This window comes from Streptomyces sp. NPDC048565, from assembly GCF_040650935.1.
Taxonomy (GTDB): domain Bacteria; phylum Actinomycetota; class Actinomycetes; order Streptomycetales; family Streptomycetaceae; genus Streptomyces.
On sequence record NZ_JBEZIH010000029.1, the window covers coordinates 63,599 to 84,278 of the forward strand.

General features: G+C 70.8%; 12 protein-coding genes. 9 read left to right on the forward strand and 3 right to left on the reverse strand.

Annotation, left to right across the window (positions count from 1 at the left end; genetic code table 11):
• Window positions 1-185: 185 nt before the first annotated feature.
• Window positions 186-1,454: a geranylgeranyl reductase family protein gene (locus AB0C75_RS29560; RefSeq protein ID WP_362894799.1), complete on the reverse strand. Its 1,269-nt coding sequence runs from the start codon at window positions 1,452-1,454 to the stop codon at window positions 186-188.
• A 195-nt stretch (window positions 1,455-1,649) separates the two neighbouring features.
• Between AB0C75_RS29560 and AB0C75_RS29565 the strand changes: the two genes are divergently transcribed.
• Window positions 1,650-3,014 carry a dipeptidase gene (locus tag AB0C75_RS29565; RefSeq protein WP_362894800.1) on the forward strand — a complete coding sequence of 455 codons (1,365 nt, stop codon included), beginning with the start codon at window positions 1,650-1,652 and terminating at the stop codon, window positions 3,012-3,014.
• Between the two features lie 64 nt (window positions 3,015-3,078).
• Here the strand turns inward: AB0C75_RS29565 and AB0C75_RS29570 are convergent, their stop codons facing one another.
• Both AB0C75_RS29570 and AB0C75_RS29575 read right to left on the reverse strand, forming a co-directional pair.
• Window positions 3,079-4,122, reverse strand: a complete 1,044-nt coding sequence (locus AB0C75_RS29570; protein WP_362894801.1) for an NUDIX hydrolase — start codon at window positions 4,120-4,122, stop codon at window positions 3,079-3,081.
• Window positions 4,123-4,493: 371 nt separating this feature from the next.
• Entirely contained in the window at window positions 4,494-8,357 is a 3,864-nt protein-coding gene (locus AB0C75_RS29575) for a glycoside hydrolase domain-containing protein (protein WP_362894802.1), read from the reverse strand.
• A gap of 291 nt (window positions 8,358-8,648) precedes the next feature.
• Between AB0C75_RS29575 and AB0C75_RS29580 the strand changes: the two genes are divergently transcribed.
• From AB0C75_RS29580 to AB0C75_RS29615, 8 genes are all read left to right on the forward strand, one after another.
• Window positions 8,649-10,031 carry a sugar porter family MFS transporter gene (locus AB0C75_RS29580; RefSeq protein ID WP_362894803.1) on the forward strand — a complete coding sequence of 461 codons (1,383 nt, stop codon included), beginning with the start codon at window positions 8,649-8,651 and terminating at the stop codon, window positions 10,029-10,031.
• Between the two features lie 302 nt (window positions 10,032-10,333).
• On the forward strand, window positions 10,334-12,052 hold the full coding sequence (locus tag AB0C75_RS29585; protein ID WP_362894804.1) for a class I mannose-6-phosphate isomerase: 1,719 nt from the start codon (window positions 10,334-10,336) through the stop codon (window positions 12,050-12,052).
• A complete protein-coding gene (locus tag AB0C75_RS29590) occupies window positions 12,049-12,972 on the forward strand; it encodes an ROK family protein (RefSeq protein WP_362894805.1) in 924 nt (307 codons plus the stop codon). The genes AB0C75_RS29585 and AB0C75_RS29590 overlap by 4 nt, the downstream gene beginning before the upstream one ends.
• A gap of 105 nt (window positions 12,973-13,077) precedes the next feature.
• The gene (locus tag AB0C75_RS29595) at window positions 13,078-14,061 is read left to right on the forward strand and encodes a LacI family DNA-binding transcriptional regulator (RefSeq protein WP_362894837.1); all 984 of its coding nucleotides are present in this window, start codon (window positions 13,078-13,080) and stop codon (window positions 14,059-14,061) included.
• A gap of 374 nt (window positions 14,062-14,435) precedes the next feature.
• The gene (locus AB0C75_RS29600) at window positions 14,436-15,752 is read left to right on the forward strand and encodes an ABC transporter substrate-binding protein (protein WP_362894806.1); all 1,317 of its coding nucleotides are present in this window, start codon (window positions 14,436-14,438) and stop codon (window positions 15,750-15,752) included.
• Window positions 15,749-16,699 (forward strand): sugar ABC transporter permease, encoded by a 951-nt coding sequence (locus AB0C75_RS29605; protein WP_362894807.1) that lies wholly within the window; start codon window positions 15,749-15,751, stop codon window positions 16,697-16,699. Before AB0C75_RS29600 ends, AB0C75_RS29605 begins: the two co-directional genes overlap by 4 nt.
• Complete coding sequence (locus AB0C75_RS29610; RefSeq protein WP_362894808.1) at window positions 16,696-17,517, forward strand: carbohydrate ABC transporter permease; 822 nt, start codon at window positions 16,696-16,698, stop codon at window positions 17,515-17,517. Before AB0C75_RS29605 ends, AB0C75_RS29610 begins: the two co-directional genes overlap by 4 nt.
• Window positions 17,518-17,605: 88 nt before the next feature.
• Window positions 17,606-20,650: a glycoside hydrolase family 38 C-terminal domain-containing protein gene (locus tag AB0C75_RS29615; protein WP_362894809.1), complete on the forward strand. Its 3,045-nt coding sequence runs from the start codon at window positions 17,606-17,608 to the stop codon at window positions 20,648-20,650.
• Window positions 20,651-20,680 lie beyond the last annotated feature (30 nt).

Below are 20,680 nucleotides of genomic sequence, written 5' to 3' on the forward strand. Positions count from 1 at the left end.
CGAGTACGTCGCCGTCGACGGCGCCCCGCACGGACTGCTGTGGACCTGTGGACCCGCGCCCGCGCCCGGGAGGTGACCGACGCGCTGCCGGCCCTCTTGGCCAGGTGACCGGGCTCGATGAGGGTGAGCGTCCCCGGGCAGGTCGCCCGGGGACGCTCACCCTCATCGGTCTGACGCGACTCGGGTCACTGACGGCGGTCCATCACATGGATCGCCCGCTGTGCCAGCGGATGCGTGCGGACCAGCTCGGCCAGTGACGTCGTCCCCCGGGTGATGCCCGCGAACGCGTTCCACGCGGGGCGGAAACCCGTGAGCACCGCGTGCAGGAGCCCGGGGCGCCGCTCGAACAGCTTGAGCATGCGGCGTCCGACGCTCATCTCCACACCGAGCCCGGCCTTGATCGCGAACGCGTAGTTGAGCGCCTGCCGCCGGGCATCGACCGCGTCGTGCGACTCCGCGATCCGCACCGCCCATTCGCCCGCGAGCCGCCCGGACCGCAGAGCGAAGGAGATGCCTTCCCGGGTCCAGGGTTCCAGCAGCCCCGCCGCGTCACCGCAGACCACCACCCGTCCTCGGGAGAGCGGCGAGTCGTCGCTGCGGCACCGGGTCAGATGGCCGGAGGAGATCGACGGCTCGAACCCGGCGAGACCCAGCCGGCCGACGAAGTCGTCCAGATATCGCTTGGTCCCGCCGCCGTCACCGCGCGCCGAGATGACGCCGACGGTCAGCGTTTCGCCCTTGGGGAAGACCCAGCCGTAACTCCCCGGCATCGGGCCCCAGTCGATGAGCACCCGGCCCGCCCAGTCCTCGGCGACCGTCTCCGGAACGGGAATCTCAGCTTCGAGTCCGAGGTCGACCTGGTCGAGCTTCACGCCGACATGAGCCCCTATGCGGCCGGCACTGCCGTCCGCGCCGACGACGGCACGGGCGAGCACCGTCTCACCACCGGCGAGCACCACGGCGACCGTACGCCGGTCCGGGACGGCGGTGCCGTGCTGCTCCACCCGCGTCACCGAGGCGCCCGTGCGCAGCTCGGCGCCCGCCTTCTGCGCCTCCTCCACCAGACCGGCGTCGAACTCCGGGCGGTTGATCAGCCCGAAGAGCATGCGCTTGGACTTGCGGGTGCGCGACAGCTTCCCGTTGAGCGAGAAGGTGACCGTGTGGATGCGGTCCTTGAACGGCAGTTCGAACCCGGGGGGCAGGGAATCCCGCGAGAACCCGATGATTCCGCCACCGCACGTCTTGTAGCGGGGGATCTCCGCCTTCTCCAGCAACAGCACCCGACGGCCCGCGACAGCCGCCGCGTACGCCGCGGAGGCTCCGGCCGGGCCCGCGCCGACCACGACGACGTCCCAGACCGAGGACTCCCGCGGTTCCCGCGGCTCCGAGGACTCCTGCGGTACCGACGACGACTCATCCGGCTCACGTCCGGCGTCTGCGTTCTCGCTGCTCACGATGTGCTTCTGCTCCCGATCCGACCAGTGGCCCCTGCTGCTCACGGCATCCTACGGCGCGTCGCGGCCGAACTCCGCTGTGGGAGGATCTGCCGTGGATTCGTTGTACCTGCGGCGTCGCCAACAACGGCGTCGCGCCCGGCCGCGTTCGCACCGCGCCATAGTCCTAACGTCGCACCCACGAGGAGCGTGCCCATGACCGCCCGTCCGATTTCCGAGACCGTTGCCTCGCTGATGCCCCGCGCGAAGGCGGAGCTGGCCGAGCTGGTGGCCTTCCGGTCGGTGGCGGACCCCGCGCAGTTCCCGAGGAGCGAGTGCGAGGCCGCGGCCGGCTGGGTCGCCGGCGCACTGCGCACCGAGGGCTTCCAGGATGTCGCCCTGCTCGACACCCCCGACGGAACCCAGTCGGTGTACGGCTTCCTGCCCGGCCCGGCCGGCGCGCCCACGGTGCTGCTCTACGCGCACTACGACGTGCAGCCGCCGCTGGACGAGTCCGCCTGGCTCTCCCCGCCGTTCGAGCTGACCGAGCGCGACGGCCGCTGGTTCGGCCGGGGGGCCGCGGACTGCAAGGGCGGATTCATCATGCATCTGCTCGCGCTGCGCGCCCTCAGGGCGAACGGCGGCGTCCCGGTCTCCGTCAAGGTGATCGCGGAGGGTTCGGAGGAGCAGGGCACGGGCGGCCTCGAACAGTACGCCGAGGCGCACCCGGAGCTGCTGGCGGCCGACTCGATCGTCATCGGCGACACCGGCAACTTCCGCCTGGGGCTGCCCACCGTCACGGCGACGCTGCGCGGTATGACCATGCTGCGGGTGCAGCTGGACACCCTCGAAGGGAACCTGCACTCCGGGCAGTTCGGCGGCGCGGCACCGGACGCGCTGGCCGCGATGATCCAGCTCCTGGCGTCCCTGCGGGCCGAGGACGGCACGACGACGGTCGACGGGCTGACCACCGACGCGCGGTGGGACGGACTGCAGTACCCGGAGGGCGAGTTCCGTACGGACGCCCAGGTGCTCGACGGCGTGGAGCTCATCGGCACGGGCACGGTCGCCGACCGTATCTGGGCGCGGCCCGCGGTCACCGTCATCGGCATCGACTGCCCGCCGGTGGTCGGAGCCACCCCGTCGCTGCAGGCGAGCGCCAGGGCGCAGGTCAGCCTGCGGGTGCCGCCCGGCCAGGACGCCGCCGAGGCGACGAAGCTGCTGACCGCCCACCTCGAGTCGCACGCCCCCTGGGGCGCGCGGGTCCTGGTCGAACAGGTCGGCCAGGGGCAGCCGTTCCGTGCCGACACCACCAGCCCCGCCTACGCCTCGATGGCCGACGCCATGCGGCTGGCCTACCCCGGTGAGGAGATGCAGACCTCCGGCATGGGCGGCTCCATCCCGCTCTGCAACACCCTGGCCGCGCTGTACCCGCAAGCGGAGATCCTGCTCATCGGGCTGAGTGAGCCGGAGGCCAAGATCCACGCGGTGAACGAGAGCGTGTCGCCCGAGGAGCTGGAGCGGCTCTCGGTCGCAGAGGCGTTGTTCCTGCGCAACTACGCGGAGTCGAAGAAGGCCTGAAGGCGGCCGCGGGCCGCCTCGGGGTGAACGGCGGCCCGCAGGGCGCTGATCCGCGCGAGAGACCCTAGCCGCCGCCCATGGGTACTCCGGCCTCCAGATTGAGCACGGTGGAGCGCTCACGGGCCCGCAGGGCCCAGCGGAGCCGCTCGTAGCGGGTCGGCGGGAGCAGACCGGCGGCCTCCTCCTCGGTGACGAACCGCCAGCCGCGCAGTTCCGAGCCCGGCAGCAGCAGCCGCGCGGCGTTCTCGCCGAGCAGCCGGCCACCGTCGAACAGGAAGCGCAGCCCTCCGTACGCGGGAGGCTTCGGCGCCTCCCAGTCGACCACCAGGAGCTTCGGCACCGTGTCCAGGCACAGCCCGAGCTCCTCCGCGACCTCCCGTATCCCGGCCTGGGCCGGGGCTTCCCCGTGCTCCACCACACCGCCGGGGAACTCCCAGCCCGGCTTGTAGGTGGGGTCGACGAGCAGCACCCGGTCCTGGTCGTCGAAGAGCAGCACCCCGGACGCGACGGTCTCGGCACGCGGCGCGGGGGTCTGGACTATCCCGCACTCCCTGGCCTCCCCGGTGCGCAGGGCGTCGGCTATCCGCTGGGCCGTCTCGTACGGGGTGAGCGCGCTGGTGTCGATGGTGTGGGCGTCGGCCGTGATCCAGCCGAGCGCGGCCCGGTAGGGCTCGATGTGCTCGTACGCCCACTGCCTGACCCGCTCGCTGTGCCCGGGGTCGTCGGCGAAGTCCTCGCGCTCGGCGATCCGCTTCCGCAGGATCGTTTCCTCAGGTGAGAGCAGTACATGACGCACCGGTATACGCCGGGAGGCGAGCCCCCCGAAGATCTCGTCGCGGTACTCCTGCCTCAGCAGTGTCATCGGAACCACCAGCACGCCGGAGAGTTCGGCGAGAAGCGCCGCCGCCGTGTCGACCACCAGGCGCCGCCATATCGGGAGGTCCTGGAAGTCGGTCACCTCGGCGAGTCTCTTCTGCGGCAGTAGCCTGCGCAGCCCCCCTCCGGTCAGTCCGGGGTCGTAGAAGGTGCTGTTCGGGATCAGATCGATCAGTTCGCACGCGGCGCTGGTCTTGCCCGCACTGAACGCACCGTTGATCCAGACGATCATTCGTACTCCAGGACTGGTAGGCCACTGAACAAGGGCGGAGCGGCATCGTGGAGACCATCTGGGAGTGGAATGGGAAACACAGGCGTCCACAACCCCGCATCCACTACTTCTTTCTCCCGAACAAGCTGAAGGTACTCCCCAATCCGCTCCTCCATCCCGACCGTCGCCTCGCTGTACACACCCTCCACACCCGGAAGCTCACACCCCATTCGGGCCTCCGCACCCACGCGTGGAATGTCCCCCGGCTCATCCGGTCGGATGGAAGACCATGTCGGGGCGTGGGGCTGACGGTCGCCTCGCTTCCCACGCACGGGCACGGGAGCGACGGGCGGTGAGACCGCGTCGCTCCCGTGCCCGTCAGCGCCTCTGTTCTACTCCGGCCGCACCGGGTCGCTCCCGGCGCTCTCGGGCCCCCTCCCCGCCATGTTCTCGGCGGTGACGGTGAAGGTGTACGACGCTCCGGCGGCGAGGCCCTTCACCTCCGCCTGCGTGGCCCCCTCACCGGCCGTGACCGGCGACTGCGGCTTCCCGTCCAGGTAGGGCGTGATCACGTAGCCGGTCACCGGTGCGCCGCCGTCGAACGCCGGGGGCTTCCAGTGGACCGTGGCACGGCCCTCGCCGGCCGACGCCGTGACCGCATCGGGAGCCTCGGGGGCCGAGGGGACGGCGTGCACCTCGAACTCCTTCAGCCCGTTGTTGTAGCCCGTTCCGCCCTCGGTCCGAAAGCGCACCCAGTCGAAGGTCCGCATGGAGAAGCGGACGGTCACCGGTCCCTTGGCCGGGATGTCCCCGACCTCGACCTCGCTGCCGTCGGAGAAGGTCAGGACACCGCCGTTCACGTCGTCCTCGGTGGTCCGGTCGGACAGCACGATCCGGTCCGACCGGATCTGCCGCGGCCAGTCCAGTTGCACCCACGGGTCGAGTTCTCCGTCCGAAGCCCAGTCCGCGCCCTCGGTGACGCCGCCCGAGGCACAGCCGTCGTGGACGTTCTTCGCCGGGTAGTCGTCGCTGTACTCGGAGGACGCCGTGGCCTCGACACCCGGCCAGCAGGCGGCGTTGCCCCGCAGCCCGGCCTTGTCGAGGCCGATGTCCACCAGCTTGGAGGCGGTGGCGTCGCCGCTGTCGGCGGAGTCCGCGGTGACGCGCACCTGGCCGTCGCGGTGGTTGACGGTCAGAGTGCCGTCGTCGTCGATCTCCGCCTTTCGGGTCGGGGATCCGTCCGGCTCGGTCACCGACCAGAAGACCTCCTTGAGGGTGGCGTCGCCGGGTGCGACGGCGGCCTCGAAGCGGCTGTCGCCGTACGGCTCGTCGACCTTGTCCGGGCCTGTGACGGAGACGTCCTCGACGAATGTGGGCGTGCGGCCCGCGGACGCCGACTGCGACGGCGGCAGGTGCTTCGTGCCCCACTTCTTGTTGGGCTCGGCGCCCATCCACAGTTCCAGCGTTCCGCCGTCGGCGAGCTGGTCGTGCCGGAAGAAGGCATTGTCCAGCCGCTTGCCGTCCAGCCTCGCCCGCTGGATGTACATGTTCTCGGCCGAGTTGTGGTGCGTGACGATGCGGAAGCGCTCGCCCTTGTTGTAGTGCGGGTCGAGTTTGACGGTGATCTCGTCGAAGACGGGCGAGGTGATGTCGTAGACCGGGTCTCGCAGACTGCCGCCGGTGACTTCGAAGAGTCCCATGCCCATCAGGGCGCTGAGGGCACCCATCTGGCCCTGGTCCTCGTCGTAGTGGCCGTACCCGTCGTCGGTCGCGGTCGACCCGTAGGTCTTCTCCTTGACCTGCCGCACCCAGTACTGGCTCAGCCACGGCTTGCCGACGTAGTTGAACAGATGGGCCATCTCCAGACCGGGCTGGTTGCCGTAGGAGACGTGCCCCTCACCGTACTCGCCGATGAAGTTGTACTTCTCGGCCCTCGTGAAGGCGTAGTTGAGCTTGTCCGCGTACGCCGTCTCGCCGCCCATCAGGTTGGCCAGGCCCATCACGTCGTGCGTGGTGAACCAGGTGGCCTGCCAGGCGTTCGCCTCGACGAAGTCGTCCGGGGCGAGCGGGTCGAAGGGTGAGCGCCAGCTGCCGTCGGCGTTGCGCGGACGGATGAAGGAGGTGTCCTCGTCGTAGAGATTGCGCCAGTTGCGGGAACGGTCCTGAAGGTACTGGGGGGTATCGGTATCGTCCCAGGCCTCGAACTCGTTCAGGCCCACGTTCTCGCCCTCGCCGCCGGTGGCGGTGAACTTCACCGAGGTGACGTTCCGCTTCTCGAACCGGACCGTCTTCCTGCCGCCGTCGGCGGGGACGTCCTTCACGTCCAGGGTGGAGCCGTCGCTGAACTCCAGCCGCCCGGTACGTACGTTGCTGCCGGCGTCCGCGCGGTCGCTGAGCACCACCTGGCGCAGCGTACGCGGCTTGTCCCAGTTCAGCTCGATCCAGGGGTGCTGCTCCCCCGCCGACGCCCACTCGACATCGGTGGGCGCGCGCAGCGGCCGGCCGTCGATCGCGCGGGCGGCGCCGTGCGCCTGGTCCAGCTCGGAGGAGGCCGTGGCCTCGGCGTACTGGGTGGCGTTGATGCCCCGCTTGCCCAGCTGCTTCGCGAACTGCGCCAGTGCCCAGTCCTGGTTGGCGTACTCGAGGGTCTGGCCCGCGCCCTGGCCGGTCGTGCCGTTCGGCACGTAGCCGAGATCGAGGTACTCACGGTTGCCGCCGTTGCCCCAGCCCGCGTAGTCGAACCAGGCCTTGTCGAACAGCCCGCCGACCGACTGGGCGTCCAACATCGCCTCGTACGCCAGGTCGGTGTCGAAGTCGCGGATGCCCTTGTTGTAGGCGCCGGTGATGAAGGAGGTCACGGGTGAGCCGCTCATCACCATCGAGTAGTTCCCGGCGACCGGCCCCCGGGGCAGCAGCTGACCGTCCTTGTACATTTGCAGCTGCGACTTGACCAGGCTGCTGTAGATCTCCGGATAGGCGAGGCCGAGGACGCTGTTGAGGTTCCACTGGGTGAGCCACAGCGCGTCGTAGTTGTACATCGCGAACTCCGGCCCGCCGTCGCGGCCCGCAGGTATGTGTGCGATCCGGTCCCTGCCCCAGGTGTTGTCCAGGTAGGCGCCGTCGGCGTCACTGAGTACGCTGCGTCCGCACAGGACGTGGAACAGGTCGGTGTAGAACTTCTCCTGCTGCTGGTCGGTGCCGCCGCGGACGTCGATGCGGCCCAGCATCCGGTTCCACTGCTTCTGGGCGTCGGCCCTGACCGCGTCGAAGTCCCAGCCGGGCAGCTCCGCCCGCAGGTTCTTGGCCGCTCCCGCGGTGCCGGTCAAGGACAGGCCGACCTTCATCTGCACCTGTTCGCCCGCCTTGAGACGGTCGTAGCGCACGTAGGCGCCCGCGTTCTTGCCGGAGACCTCCTCGACGGGCTCTCCGCCGTCGGCGAGCCCTCCGTCGGCCCAGCCGCGCAACGAGTCGAAGGGCTTGTCGAAGCGGATGTCGAAGTACAGCTTCACCTTGTGGTCGGGGTCGTTGTCGGCGAAGCCCTCGCCGTGCTGCACGACATAGCCCGCGATCTCGCGGTCGCCGACCTCGGTCACGTGGGCGTTGTCCATGATCGCTTCGCCCAGGTGGCCACCGAGGTTGACCAGGATCTCGCCGGACCCGGCCTTGTCGTAGGTGTACCGGTGGAGGCCCACGCGGTCGGTGGAGGTGAGCTCCGCGTCGATGCCGTAGCGGTCCAGGTGCAGCTTGTGGTAGCCGGGCTCGGCGACCTCACCGTTGTCGTGGTCGACGTGCGACTGCCAGCCCTCGTCGCCGTCGAGCTTGGGCACGTCGGTGCCGCTGGTGGGCATGACCTGCACCCCGGAGAGCCTCCAGTCGTGCAGGTGGCTGAAGCCCTTGACCTGGTTCTCGTTGCGCCGGTAGCCGGTGCCGCGGGAGTTGTCGGTGCTGGTGTCCGGGCGCAGCTTGACCATCGAGAACGGCCTGCCGGCCGACTGGAAGAAGAAGTACCGGCCGATGTCGGCCTCCACCCACGGGTTCACCCGGTCCACGTAGCTGCGCCCGGCAGCGGCGGACGACGTGGCCAGGGAGGGCGAAGTGGCTGAGGAGGCGGAAGTGGCCGCGGCGACGGGCGCGTTCGGTCCGCCGCTCACCACGCCCAGGACCATCAGGAGGGCGCTCAGCAGTAAGGCCGGGCGGCGAACCGGCCCGGGTGCGGCGGCTGCGCCGGCCCGCCCGGCTCTGGGACGACCTGACATGGAAGTCTCCTTGTCTCCTAGTTAGCGTTAACGTGAGGATCCAGGCCTGGAGCGTTCCGGCTTCACCGGGTCGTGTCAATGACGCCGACACAACCGGGCGCCTGTGAGCATCTCGTCACGAAACCTCGAAGGTCCCTTCGAAAACCGCTGTCTCACTGGCATCAGCTGTTGCGGGGGACGGCCTCCGATCCGGGCCCGCACGTACGGATGCCAGCTTTCGCGCATCCGTTGACGCCCTTGCGACGCGTCGCTAACTTCCATGTGAACGTTAACTACGCGGGGAGGTCTTTCGTGACCAAGGCAGCGACGCCCGACGCGACAGGCGTGGGCAGATCCTCCACCAGGCGGATCTACTTCTTCGGCGCCCTCGGCGGTCTGCTCTTCGGCTACGACACCGGCGTCATCGCGGGCGCCCTGCTCTACATCCGGGACGATCTGGGTCTGACGCCACTGACGGAGGGACTCGTCGTCAGCTCCCTCCTGGTGGGGGCGATGGCGGGAGCGACCGCCGCGGGCAGGCTCGCCGACACCCTCGGCCGGCGCCGGGTCGGCATCGCCGCGTCGGTCACCTTCGGCGCGGGTGCCCTGGCCGCAGGCCTGGCACCCGACATCGCGCTGCTCGTCGCGGCCCGCGTGCTGCTGGGCCTCGGCGTGGGAGCGGCCTCCGTCGTCGTTCCCCTGTACCTGTCGGAGATGGCCACCACGCGCAGCCGCGGGGCGGTGTCGTCCCTCAACCAGTTGATGATCACCGCGGGCATCTTCGTGGCCTACGTCACCAACTCGCTGCTGGCTCCGGCCGAGGCGTGGCGCTGGATGCTCGGGCTGGCCCTCGTGCCTTCGCTGGTGATGCTGGCGGGGCTGATCGTGATGCCGGAAACCCCGCGCTGGCTGCTGCGCAACGGGCGGGAGGAGGAGGCCCGCGAGGTACTCGCGCGCACGCGGGGCGCGGCCGGGGTCGAGAGCGAACTCGCCGAGATCCGGCAGGTGGAGGCCACGTCAGGGGAACGGGCGGGGCTGCGTGAGGTCTTCGCGCCCTGGCTGCGTCCGGCGCTCGTGGTGGGGGTCGGGCTCGCCGTGCTCAACCAGGTCGTCGGCATCAACACGATCATCTACTACGCGCCCACGACGCTGACCGACGTCGGGTTCAGCGACTCCGCCGCGATCTACGCCAACACCGGCATCGGCGCGGTCAACATGGTGATGACACTGGTGGCCGTCTGGCTCATCGACAAGGCGGGCCGCAAGCGGCTGCTGCTCACCGGGGCGACGTGCATGTGCGCCAGCCTGGCGGTACTGGCGGCGACCTCGCTCCTGCTGCCGGAGCCGGACGGCCCGGGCGTGGTGGGCGTCGTGACGCTGGCCTGTCTCGCCGCGTTCATCGTCAGCTTCTCCGCGTCCTGGGGCGCCGTCTGCTGGGTGGTGATCAGCGAGGTGTTCCCGCTGCAGGTGCGGGGCGCGGCGGTCGGTTTCTGCACGACACTGCTCTGGGCGGCCAACTTCGCCGTCTCGCTCAGCTTCCCGGTGCTGCTGGACGCCGTGGGCATCGGCTGGCTGTTCCTCGGGTTCGCGGTGATCTGCGCCTTCGCCCGGGTGTTCACGGCACGGTTCGTGGTGGAGACCAAGGGGCGCAGCCTGGAGGACATCGAGCTCGCCCTGCGCGCCGGGTCGGCCTGATCCCCGCTCCGGCGAACGGAGATGGAGGCGGAGGGGGCGGCGCGGGAAACGGGCGCCGACCCCGACCAGGCGTCGCCGGACCATGACCGGCCGCGACCGACACGGCGATACAGAGACACAGCAACACAGCAACACAGCGGCCAGCGACCAGCGACCAGCGACCAGCGACCAGCGACGGTAGCCGTGGACGCGGCGTCGCGCGCCCGCCGTCGTCCGGCGGTCCGCCCCCGCCGACCTTGACTCGGGCCGACCCCCTCACCGTACAGTTAACGATAACATCAGTATCGACCCCGGAGAGTGCCGTGACCCGCCCCTACCAGCGCAACCCCCGCTACCCGGCCGTCGACGGGGCGGTCGCCCGCGGGTGGGACGCCGCTGTCCGGACCCTGCCCGCGGGGCCCGCCGTACTGGCCGTCGACGGCCCGGCCGCGCTCGACTGGAGCGCCGTGCACGGCCATCTGTCCGACGCGCTCGCCGCCCACGGCACGTCAGCCGGCTTCGTGGACCTGCGGACGTTCGAGGCGGACTGGGACACCGTTCTCGAACGCACCGGCGACGGCCCGGGCGCGGATCCGCACTACCTGCCCCTCGCCCGCGCCTCCGTGGCCGGGGTGTACGCCGCCCTGCCCCGGACCGACCCTCCGGACCAGGGGCTGCTCGTCGTCCTCGGCCCGGGCGCCGCGCTCGTGGGGCACGACCTGCTGTGGTACGCCGACCTGCCCAAGCGCTACGCCGAGGCGGCGGTGACCGCCGGGGACCCGGTCCTGGGGGTGAACCTCGGCCGGCACGCTGCACCAGGCGACCTGCGCCGGCTGTTCTACGCCGACTGGCCCGTGCTCGACGCCCACCGCGACGCCCACGCCGCCGGCATCGACCGCTGGCTGGACCTCCAGGACACCGGGCGTCCGGCCTCGATCGACGGCGGCACGCTGCGCGCGACCCTGGCGCACCTGGCCGGCGGGCCCGTCCGCACCAGGCCCTGGTTCAACTCCACGCCCTGGGGCGGGCAGTGGGCCGCCACCGAACTCGGCTTCACGCCGCGGGGCGGCAACACCGCCCTCGGCTACGAGCTGATCGCACCCGAGGCCGGCGTGCTGGTGGGCGACGGCCCCGAGGCCGAGGTGGAGGTGCCCTTCCAACTCCTCTGCGTGCTCCATCCCGAGGAATTCCTCGGGGCGGCGGTGCACGCGGAGTTCGGCACCTCCTTCCCGATCCGCTTCGACTACCTCGACACCGTCCGCGGAGGCAATCTCTCGATCCATCTGCACCCGCGCGAGGAATACATGCGCGCACACTTCGGCTGGGCGTACACCCAGGACGAGACCTACTACCTCACTGCCACGGACGGCGCGGACTCCCGCGTCTACCTGGGACTGCAGGGGGACGCCGACATCGAATTGATGCGCAAGCAGGTGGTCGCCGCCATCGAGGACGGCGAGGAGCTGAACGTCGAACGGTTCGTCCAGAGCCACCCCGCCCAGGAAGGCCGGCTGTACATGATTCCGGCCGGAACACCGCACTCCTCGGGCACCGGCAACCTCGTCCTGGAGATCAGCGCCACCCCGTACCTGTACTCCCTGCGCTTCTACGACTGGCTCCGCAAGGGCGCCGGCGGAGCGCCCCGGCCGCTGCCCTACGAGCACGCGTTCGCCAATCTCGGCGGCACCCGGCGGGGCGAGGCGGTGGGCCGCGACCTCATGCAGCAGCCGCGAGTGCTGCGCGAGGGGGACGGCTGGCACGAGGAGGTCATCGGCGCACTGCCGGAGATGTTCTACGAGGTGCGCCGAGTGGTGCTCGGGCCGTCCTGCGACAGCGCCGCCATGGACACGGCGGGCCGGTTCCACATCCTCAACGTGTCCTCGGGGGACGGCGTCGTGATCGAGTGGGGCGACGGCCGTACGCACGACCTGGCCTTCGCCGAGACGCTGACGGTACCCGCCCGGGTCGGCCCCTACCGACTGCGTCCGCTCGGCTCCGGGCCCGTGCACGTCGTCAGCGCCCTGGTCAGGGAGGACCGGTGACGCGGCCGGTGCTGGAGATCGGCGGCACCCATGTCACCGCCGCCCTGGTGGACCTCTCGGCGTCAGCCGTGCACGGGCGGTCCGTACGGGAATCACTGTCCCCGCAGGGCAGTGCCGAGGAGATCCTCGGCCGGCTCGCCCGGACCGCCTCCCGCCTCGGGGCGCCGGCCTCGGCCACCTGGGGCGTGGCCGTGCCCGGCCCCTTCGACTACGCGGCCGGCCTGGCGCGGTTCGAGGGAGTCGGCAAGTTCGACGCGTTGTACGGCACGGATGTCGGCGCCGCCCTGCGCGCACGCATCCGTCCGGCACCCGCCGCGCTCCGGTTCGTCAACGACGCGGACGCCTTCGGCATCGGCGAGCACACGGGCGGAGCGGCCGCCGGACACGCACGCGCCGTGTGCCTGACCCTCGGCAGCGGCGTGGGCTCCGCCTTCCTGGCGGACGGCGTGCCGGTCAACGACGGTCCGCAGGTGCCGCCGCAGGGCAGTGCCCACCGGCTCTCCTTCGACGGACGCCCGCTGGAGGACACGGTGTCCCGCCGTGCGATCCGTGCCGCCTACGCGCGTGCCACGGGCGGGGACGCGGACGAGGTGCCGGACGTGCGGGGCATCGCCGCCCGCGCGCGTGCCGGTGACGCCCCGGCCGGCGCGGTGCTCGCCGGCGCCTTCCGCGCGCTGGGCGTCGCCATGGCCCCCTGGGTCACCCGTTTCGGGGCCACCGTGCTGGTGGTCGGCGGTTCCATCGCGGCGTCCTGGGAGTTGGTGGTGACGCCGTTGCGCGACGGCCTGGGGGACGGCGGTGCGGACGGGTCGGCCGTCGCACCCGCCCTCCTGCCCGACACGGCCTCGCTGCTGGGCGCCGCGCGATGGGCCGCGTCCCGGGCGTCCGACGAGGAGGAGAGCCGGGGCGTCCGCCTATGATGGTGGGTCCGCGCAGACGTCGAGCGGCTGCCGGTGCCCGAAGGGAGCAGCAACGCAGTGTCCGGGTCCGAATCCGCCGGAGAGCCGCCTCGTCCCACCCCCACGATGCGGGACGTCGCCGCACGCGCCGGAGTCAGCGCCATGACCGTCTCACGGGTGCTGAAGGGCAACGAGGGCGCCGGCGAATCCACCCGTCGGCGTGTGCTCCAAGCCGTGACCGACCTGGGTTACCGGCGCAACGAGACGGCGCGCAATCTGCGGCTCGGCCGGCACAGCGGGCTCGTCGGTCTCGTCGTCACCAACCTCGCCAACCCGTTCTACGCCCAACTCGCCCTCGGCGCCGAGGAAGTGGTGCAGTCCTACGGCCTGCGGCTGGTGCTCGGCAACACCGCCGAACAGCTCGCGCAGGAGAAGCACCTGGTCCAGGACCTCGTGTCGCGTCAGGTGAACGGGCTGATCGTCGTGCCGGCCGGCTCCGACCAGCGGCACCTCTCCCCCGGTGAGCTGGAGAGCACTCCGCTCGTCCTGGCCGCCCGCCCGCCGGCCGGCATCGAGGCGGACACCGTCCTGGTCGACGACTTCGGCGGTGCGCGGGCCGCCACCGCGCGGCTGGTGACGGACGGCCACGAGAAGATCGGGTTCCTCGGCAACCCTCCCACCCTCTTCACCGGTGCCGAGCGCTTCCGCGGCTGGTGGTCCGCGCTGGAGGAGGCCGGGCTGCGGCCCCGCGAGGAGTGGGTGCGGCGGGGCCCGTACACCGTCGTCACGGCCGAGGCCGCCGCGCTGGAACTACTCGACCAGAAGGACGGTCCCTCGGCGTTGTTCTGCGCCAACAACCGGCTGACCCTGGGCGCCTGCCGCGCGGTGCGCGGTCTCGGGGTCGCAGCCTCGATCGCGGGCTTCGACGATGTGGAGTCCGCCGATCTGCTCGGGGTTCCGCTGACCCTCGCCTCCTACGCCCCCGACGAGATCGGCCGCCGCGCGGCCCAGCTGCTCATGGACCGCCTGGAGGCCGGGGCCGCGACACGGCCGACCGGCCCGCCGCGCAGGACGGTCATCCCCACCCGGCTGGCCGTGTACGGCCGCTGAGAGGCGACACTTCCGACTCCTGCGGGCCCGTCCGCCGCTCAGTCTGAGCCTCCACCACGTTAACGTTACCAAACACAGAGTCAGCCGCCGCCACCCTGCGCAGCCAGGACCCTCACCCCTGCCACCTGGGGTTTTCAAGGTCACCGCAATGCCACCGCAATTGAGCCCCGAGAGAACCTTGTGATCCCTGGATGGTGTCGTTAACGTTCTCGTCATGCGCCGGTGTCAGCCACCGCGCTTTTCGGCCAAGTCGACCACTTGGAGTGGCCGGCGGAGGCATCTGCGGCACCACGGCCTGATCTTCCCCTGTCCGAGGCGCTCTGCCCGTACAGGCCCGCGGCCTCCGTCCGTCACACTCCGGCGAAAGGGCACCGATGAACTCTCCTGGTACGGCGGCACGAGGTGTGCGGCCGGGCCCCACCCGCCGCCGCTTCCTAGCCGGTCTCGGCGCGGGCGTGTCCGGACTGGCGCTCGCCGGCTGCGCGCGCGGCGACAGTACGGCCGCGGTCGAGGGCACGGCGAGTTTCAGCAACGACAACGCGAGTTGGGACGAGGGCTACGCCCTCGCCTCCGAGGCACTGCGCCCCCTGACCGGGTACGCGCTTCGCCCGCTGTCCGTGCCGGAGGCGGTCGCCTACAAACTGGTCGCCCAGATGACGTTGCAGACCTCGCGTGCACCGGACCTCATCAAGTGGACGTCCGGCTACGAACTCAAGAAGCTGGCGCGCGGCGGGCAGCTCACCGATCTGTCGGACCTGTGGAGCACGTACGCGAACCGGGGATGGGTCAGCGAGTCGCTGCGCGACACGATGCAGTACCGCGGCGCGGTCTACGGCGTCCCGATGCACGAGTCGTACTACGTGGTCTTCTACAGTCGTCCGGTCTTCGCCAGGCTGGGACTGCGCGCGCCGGGCAGCTGGGAGGAGCTGCTGCACTGTGCCACCGTCCTCGAACGCCACGGCACCACACCTTTCGTGGGCACCCAGTACGGCGGCTGGCCCGCGTACGAGTGGTTCCAGGAACTGCTCAGCAAGACCGATCCCGACTTCTACGCGGCACTGGTCGAGGGGCGGGCCCGCTACACCGACGAGCCGGCGGTCCGGGCGATGGACATCTGGCACGACTTCATGCGCAAGGGCTGGATGACCCCGCCCGACTACGACCAGGGCAAGGGCGCCGCCGAGCTCCGCGAGGGCCGGGTCGGCATGTTCCTGCACGCGACCTGGCACACGAAGAACCTGAGCGGCGCGGACATGAGGCCCCTCAAGGACTACGACGCGTTCGTCCTGCCCACCGTGGGGCGGTCCACGAAGAAGTCGGTGATCACTGAGAGCAGCGCGCTCGCCGTGCCGCGCCGCGCCACCAGCCACGAGGCGGGCATGGCGACGGTCGGAGCCTGGCTGCACCCGAACGTGCAACGGGCGTGGACGGAGTACCTCCAGGACGGCTCGGCCAATCCCGTCGTACGGTCCGGCAACCCCGTGGTGGCCGGTCTCAGGGAGAACATCTCGAAGGAACGGCGGGCCCGTCTCGTCCGCTACAGCGAGGCCGGCCCGCCCAGCCTCGTCCAGGGCAACATCCAGGACCTGTCGGCGTTCATGACCGGGCAGATGTCGCCCGGGGCGACGCTGCGCAGCATGGCGGAACGCGCGGACGAGGAATGGAAGACGTGGAGGGAGGACGAGGCATGAGAACCACTACCGCGTCACCCACCGCCGCTGCCCGCCGGCGTCCTTCTCCCGATCCGGGGTCCCGGTCCCGCCCCGCTCCGCCCCGCGCGGCGGCACGCGACCGTTTCGCCGCCGGCGCCTTCATGACCCCCGCCGTCCTCCTGGTCGGTGTGGTGCTGCTGGCGCCCTTCGCGACCACGGTCTACCGGAGCTTCTTCGACGACCACCGGCACTCCGGTTTCGCCGGGCTGGACAACTACCGGCTCTTCCTCACCGACGACGCGCTGCTGCGCTCCGTGGAGAACACGCTCCTGTGGGTGGTGGGGACCGTGGCGCTGCCCTTCGCGCTCGGGATGCTCATCGCCTGCCTCACCGACGCCACCCGCTGGTCCCGCTTCGCCCGGCTGTGCGTGATCATCCCCTACGCGCTGTCCGGCGCGGCCGTCGCCGTGGTGTGGAACTTCGTACTGAGCACCGACGGTGCGCTCAACCAGTTGCTGTCGGCGGTCGGCCTGGACTCCCTCAGTACCAGCTGGCTGCTGGACTGGCCGGGCAACACCCTGGTCATCATCTGCGTCAACGCCTGGCAGGCGACCGGCGTGGCCGTGATCCTGATCCTGGTCGGGCTGCAGGGCATCCCGCCCGAGACGCTGGAGGCGGCCTCCCTGGACGGCGCCGGTCCCTGGCAGCGCTTCCGCCACGTCGTGCTGCCCCAGCTCCGGCCGGTGTCGATCATCGTGATCGGCATGAGCCTGGCCAACGGGCTCAAGTCCTTCGACCTCCTGTGGGTCCTCACCCGGGGCGGTCCCGGCCGGGCGACGGAGACGCTGGCGGTCTCCATGTACCAGGAGACCTTCCTGCTCCAGCGGCCCGGAGCGGGCTCGGCGATCGCGGTCGTCCTCACCGTGATCGTTCTCGGGGCGTCCTGGCTGTACCTGCGGCGCCAGTTCGACGAGAAAGGCGCATGACGATGCACCTCGGCAGAGTTCTGCGGAACACCGTGCTCATCCTCCTGTCCCTGCTGTGGGCCGTCCCTTCCTGGCTGCTGCTGGTCAACGCGTTCGTCCCGGCGAAGGAGTACACCGGTACGCCCCACTGGCTGCCGAAGAGCTTCGGGCTCTTCGACAACTTCTCGCAGGCGTGGACCGAGGCGGACCTGGGACCGGCCATGGTCAACAGCCTGCTGTACGCCTTCGTCGGCTCCCTCCTCGCGGTGGTCATCGCCACCGGCGCCGCCTTCGCGGTGGTGATCATGCCGGTGCGGCGCCGCGTCCTGTGGTTCTGGCTGATCTACTCGGGCACGCTTTTGCCGCTCCAGGTCTTCCTGCGGCCGCTGTTCCTGTCCTACGCGCGCTTCGACCTGTACGACACGCAGATCGGCATGTTCCTGGTGTACGCCACGATCTCCATCCCTTTCGCGTTCTTCCTCATGCGCAATTACGCCACCACGGTGCCCCGGGAGGTCGTGGAGGCGGCGCGGATGGACGGCGCCTCGTGGTGGCGGATGTTCTGGCAGATTCACATACCGCTGTCGAAGTCGGCGATGGTGGCCGCGTTCTCCTTCCAGTTCGTCGCGATCTGGAACGACCTGCTGTTCGGCATCACCTTCAGCACGAGTGACAACATCCGGCCCGCCATCGCCGCGCTCTCCGAACTCCAGGGCAGCTACTCCTCCGTCGGGCCCCCCGTGGTCCTCGCGGGCGCCCTCCTGGTCTCGCTCCCCACTCTCGTCCTCTTCTTCTCGGCCCAGCGCTTCTTCGTCAACAACCTCAGGCTCACGCGCTGATCCGGCCTTCGGCCTCTGTGCCGTCCATCCTCACGGGCGGCCCACACCTGTTCCTGTACCCGTCCCACTGCGTTGCGGAGCCCCATCCATGCATGACGACCGTGAACTGACCGAAGCCCGGCTGCGCCGTGTGCTGGAACAGCGCATCCGCCCCGCCGTGTATCCCGTCTCCGTGCCGCTCCAGGTCGAGGCGTGGGTCTCGCCCGGCGAGCCGGTCCCGGTGGCCGAAGGGCTGGCGGCCGACCACACACCGGTCGCCGTGGGAGAGCTGTGGGGTGCGCCCTGGGACACCACGTGGTTCCGGGTGCGCGGCGAAGTGCCCCCGCAGTGGGCGGGCAGGACCGTGGAGGCCGTGCTGGACCTGGGCTTCGACGACGGCCGGCCCGGTTTCCAGTGCGAGGCTCTCGTCCATACCCCGGACGGCGCACCGGTGAAGGGGCTCAACCCGCGCAACCAGTGGGTCCGCGTGGGCGGCCCGGTCCGGGGTGGTGAGCACGTCGAGTGGCATCTGGAGGCCGCCTCCAACCCGGACCTGAATCTCCACTCGTTCCTGCCGACGACGCTCGGCGACCGGCACACCGCGGGACCGGAACCCCAGTACCGTCTGAACCGGATGGATCTCGCGGTGTTCGACCAGCAGGTGTGGGAACTCGTGCAGGACCTGGAAGTGCTGGACGAGCTGATGCACGAACTGCCCCTCGACAGCGAACGCCGCAGTCAGGTGCGGCACGCCGTCGGCCGGTCCCTGGACGCTCTCGACGTGCAGGACGTGAACGGCACGGCATCCGCCGCCAGGCGGGAACTGGCCGGTGTGCTGGCCGCGCCGGCACACGCCTCAGCGCACCGCGTCAGCGCGGTCGGGCACGCGCACATCGACTCCGCCTGGCTGTGGCCCCTGCGCGAGACCGTGCGCAAGGTCGCGCGCACGGCGGCCAACATGACCGCGCTGCTGGAGGACTCCCCCGAGTTCGTGTTCGCCATGTCCCAGGCACAGCAGTTCGCCTGGATCAAGGAGCACCGGCCCGAGGTCTACAGCAGGGTCAAGGACGCCGTCCGTGACGGGCGCCTGGTGCCCACCGGCGGGATGTGGGTCGAGTCCGACACGAACATGCCGGGATCCGAGGCGATGGCCCGGCAGTTCGTGCACGGGAAGCGGTTCTTCCTCGACGAGTTCGGCATCGAGAGTGACGAGGTGTGGCTGCCCGACACCTTCGGCTTCGCGGCGGGTCTTCCGCAGATCATCGCGGCGGCCGGCGCGAGGCGTCTGCTCACCCAGAAGATCTCCTGGAGCCGGACCAACTCCTTTCCCCACCACACCTTCTGGTGGGAGGGGATCGACGGGACCCGGATCTACACCCACTTCCCGCCGGTCGACACCTACAACTGCTCGATGCTCGGCAGTGAACTCGCGCACGCCGCACGCACCTTCAAGGAGCAGGGCGCGGCCAGTCACTCGCTCGCGCCGACCGGGTGGGGGGACGGCGGAGGCGGCACGACGCGCGAGATGATCGCCAAGGCGGCCCGTACGCACGACCTGGAGGGGTCTGCCGCCGTCACCTGGGAGTCGCCGGAGGCGTTCTTCACCAAGGCGGAGGCCGAGTACCCCGATCCCGCCGTCTGGGTCGGTGAGCTCTACCTGGAGCTCCACCGCGGGACCCTCACCAGCCAGGCCCGGACGAAGCAGGGCAACCGGCGCAGCGAACATCTGTTGAGGGAGGCCGAGTTGTGGGCGGCCACGGCTGCCGTGCGGGCCGGCTTCGACTTCCCGTACGAGGATCTGGACCGCATCTGGAAGACGGTCCTGCTGCACCAGTTCCACGACATCCTGCCCGGCTCCTCCATCGCCTGGGTGCACCGAGAAGCGCGCGCGACCTACGCGGGAGTCGCTCGTGAACTGGAGGGTGTCGTCGGCGCGGCGCTCAAGGCGCTGACCGGGGCCGGGGACATCGAGTTGCTGGCCAACTCCGCTCCCCACCCGCGGGACGGGGTGGCTGCGGGCGCCCTCGGCACTCCCGCGGTCGAGGGCTCCCCCGTCACCGCCGAGCCGGACTCCGGGGGCGGCTTCGTCCTCGACAACGGGATGCTCAGGGTCCGCGTCGACGCGCGCGGGCTGGTCGTCTCGGTCCGCGACGGGCAGACCGGCCGGGAGACACTGGCCCCGGGCGCGGCGGGGAACCTCCTGCAGATCCACCCGGACCTCCCCAACCGGTGGGACGCCTGGGACGTCGACGCCTTCTACCGCAATGTCGTCAAGGACCTGGACGACGTGCGGGAGCTGACCCTGGAACAAGGCGCGGAGGCGGCGACGGTGCGGGTCGTGCGTTCCTTCGGGGACTCGCGGGCGGTCCAGTCCCTGACGCTGGCGCGCGGGCAGCGCCGGATCGACCTGGAGACAGAGGTGGACTGGCAGGAGACGGAGAAGTTCCTGAAGGTGGCCTTCCCTCTCGACGTCCACGCCGAACGTTACGCCGCGGAGACGCAGTTCGGACATCTGTACCGGCCCACCCACACCAACACCAGCTGGGAGGCGGCCAAGTTCGAGGCGTGCGCGCACCGCTTCGTGCACCTGGAGGAGCCGGGCTGGGGCGCGGCGATCGTCAACGACTCGACGTACGGACACGAGGTGACACGCACGGTGCGCGGCGGTGCCGCGCGAGGGACCACCACCACGGTCCGTCTCTCGCTGCTGCGGGCGCCCCGCTTCCCCGACCCGGAGACCGACCAGGGCACCCATCGCTTCCGTTACGCCCTCGTGCCCGGCGCGCGACTGGCCGACGCCGTCCGCGAAGGGCACCGCATCAACCTGCCCGAGCGCCGGGTGACGGGGGCGGCCGACGCCGCCGGCGCCCGGCCCCTGGTCGCCGTCGACACCGGGCAGGTCGTCGTGACCGCGGTGAAACTCGCCGACGACGCCACCGGCGACGTGGTCGTCCGCTTCCACGAGGCCCACGGCGGACGGGCCACGGCCACCGTCACTGCGGGCTTCGGCGTCGCCGGGGTCACGGCGGTCGACCTCCTCGAACGGCCCGTCGACCCCCCGGCGGACCTGACGGCCGAGGGGAACTCCGTTCGCCTGACCCTGCGGCCCTTCCAGCTCGTGACCTTGCGCTTCGCCAGGAACCACCACGCCTGACACCCCGCCCGCCCGGATGCCGCCCGTCCG

Coding starts and splice junctions, on each gene's coding strand:
- AB0C75_RS29565 (WP_362894800.1), top strand. CDS start 1,650: ATGACCGCCCGTCCGATTTCCGAGACCGTTGCCTCGCTGATGCCCCGC.
- AB0C75_RS29570 (WP_362894801.1), bottom strand. CDS start 4,122: ATGATCGTCTGGATCAACGGTGCGTTCAGTGCGGGCAAGACCAGCGCC.
- AB0C75_RS29575 (WP_362894802.1), bottom strand. CDS start 8,357: ATGTCAGGTCGTCCCAGAGCCGGGCGGGCCGGCGCAGCCGCCGCACCC.
- AB0C75_RS29595 (WP_362894837.1), top strand. CDS start 13,078: ATGCGGGACGTCGCCGCACGCGCCGGAGTCAGCGCCATGACCGTCTCA.
- AB0C75_RS29600 (WP_362894806.1), top strand. CDS start 14,436: ATGAACTCTCCTGGTACGGCGGCACGAGGTGTGCGGCCGGGCCCCACC.
- AB0C75_RS29605 (WP_362894807.1), top strand. CDS start 15,749: ATGAGAACCACTACCGCGTCACCCACCGCCGCTGCCCGCCGGCGTCCT.
- AB0C75_RS29610 (WP_362894808.1), top strand. CDS start 16,696: ATGACGATGCACCTCGGCAGAGTTCTGCGGAACACCGTGCTCATCCTC.
- AB0C75_RS29615 (WP_362894809.1), top strand. CDS start 17,606: ATGCATGACGACCGTGAACTGACCGAAGCCCGGCTGCGCCGTGTGCTG.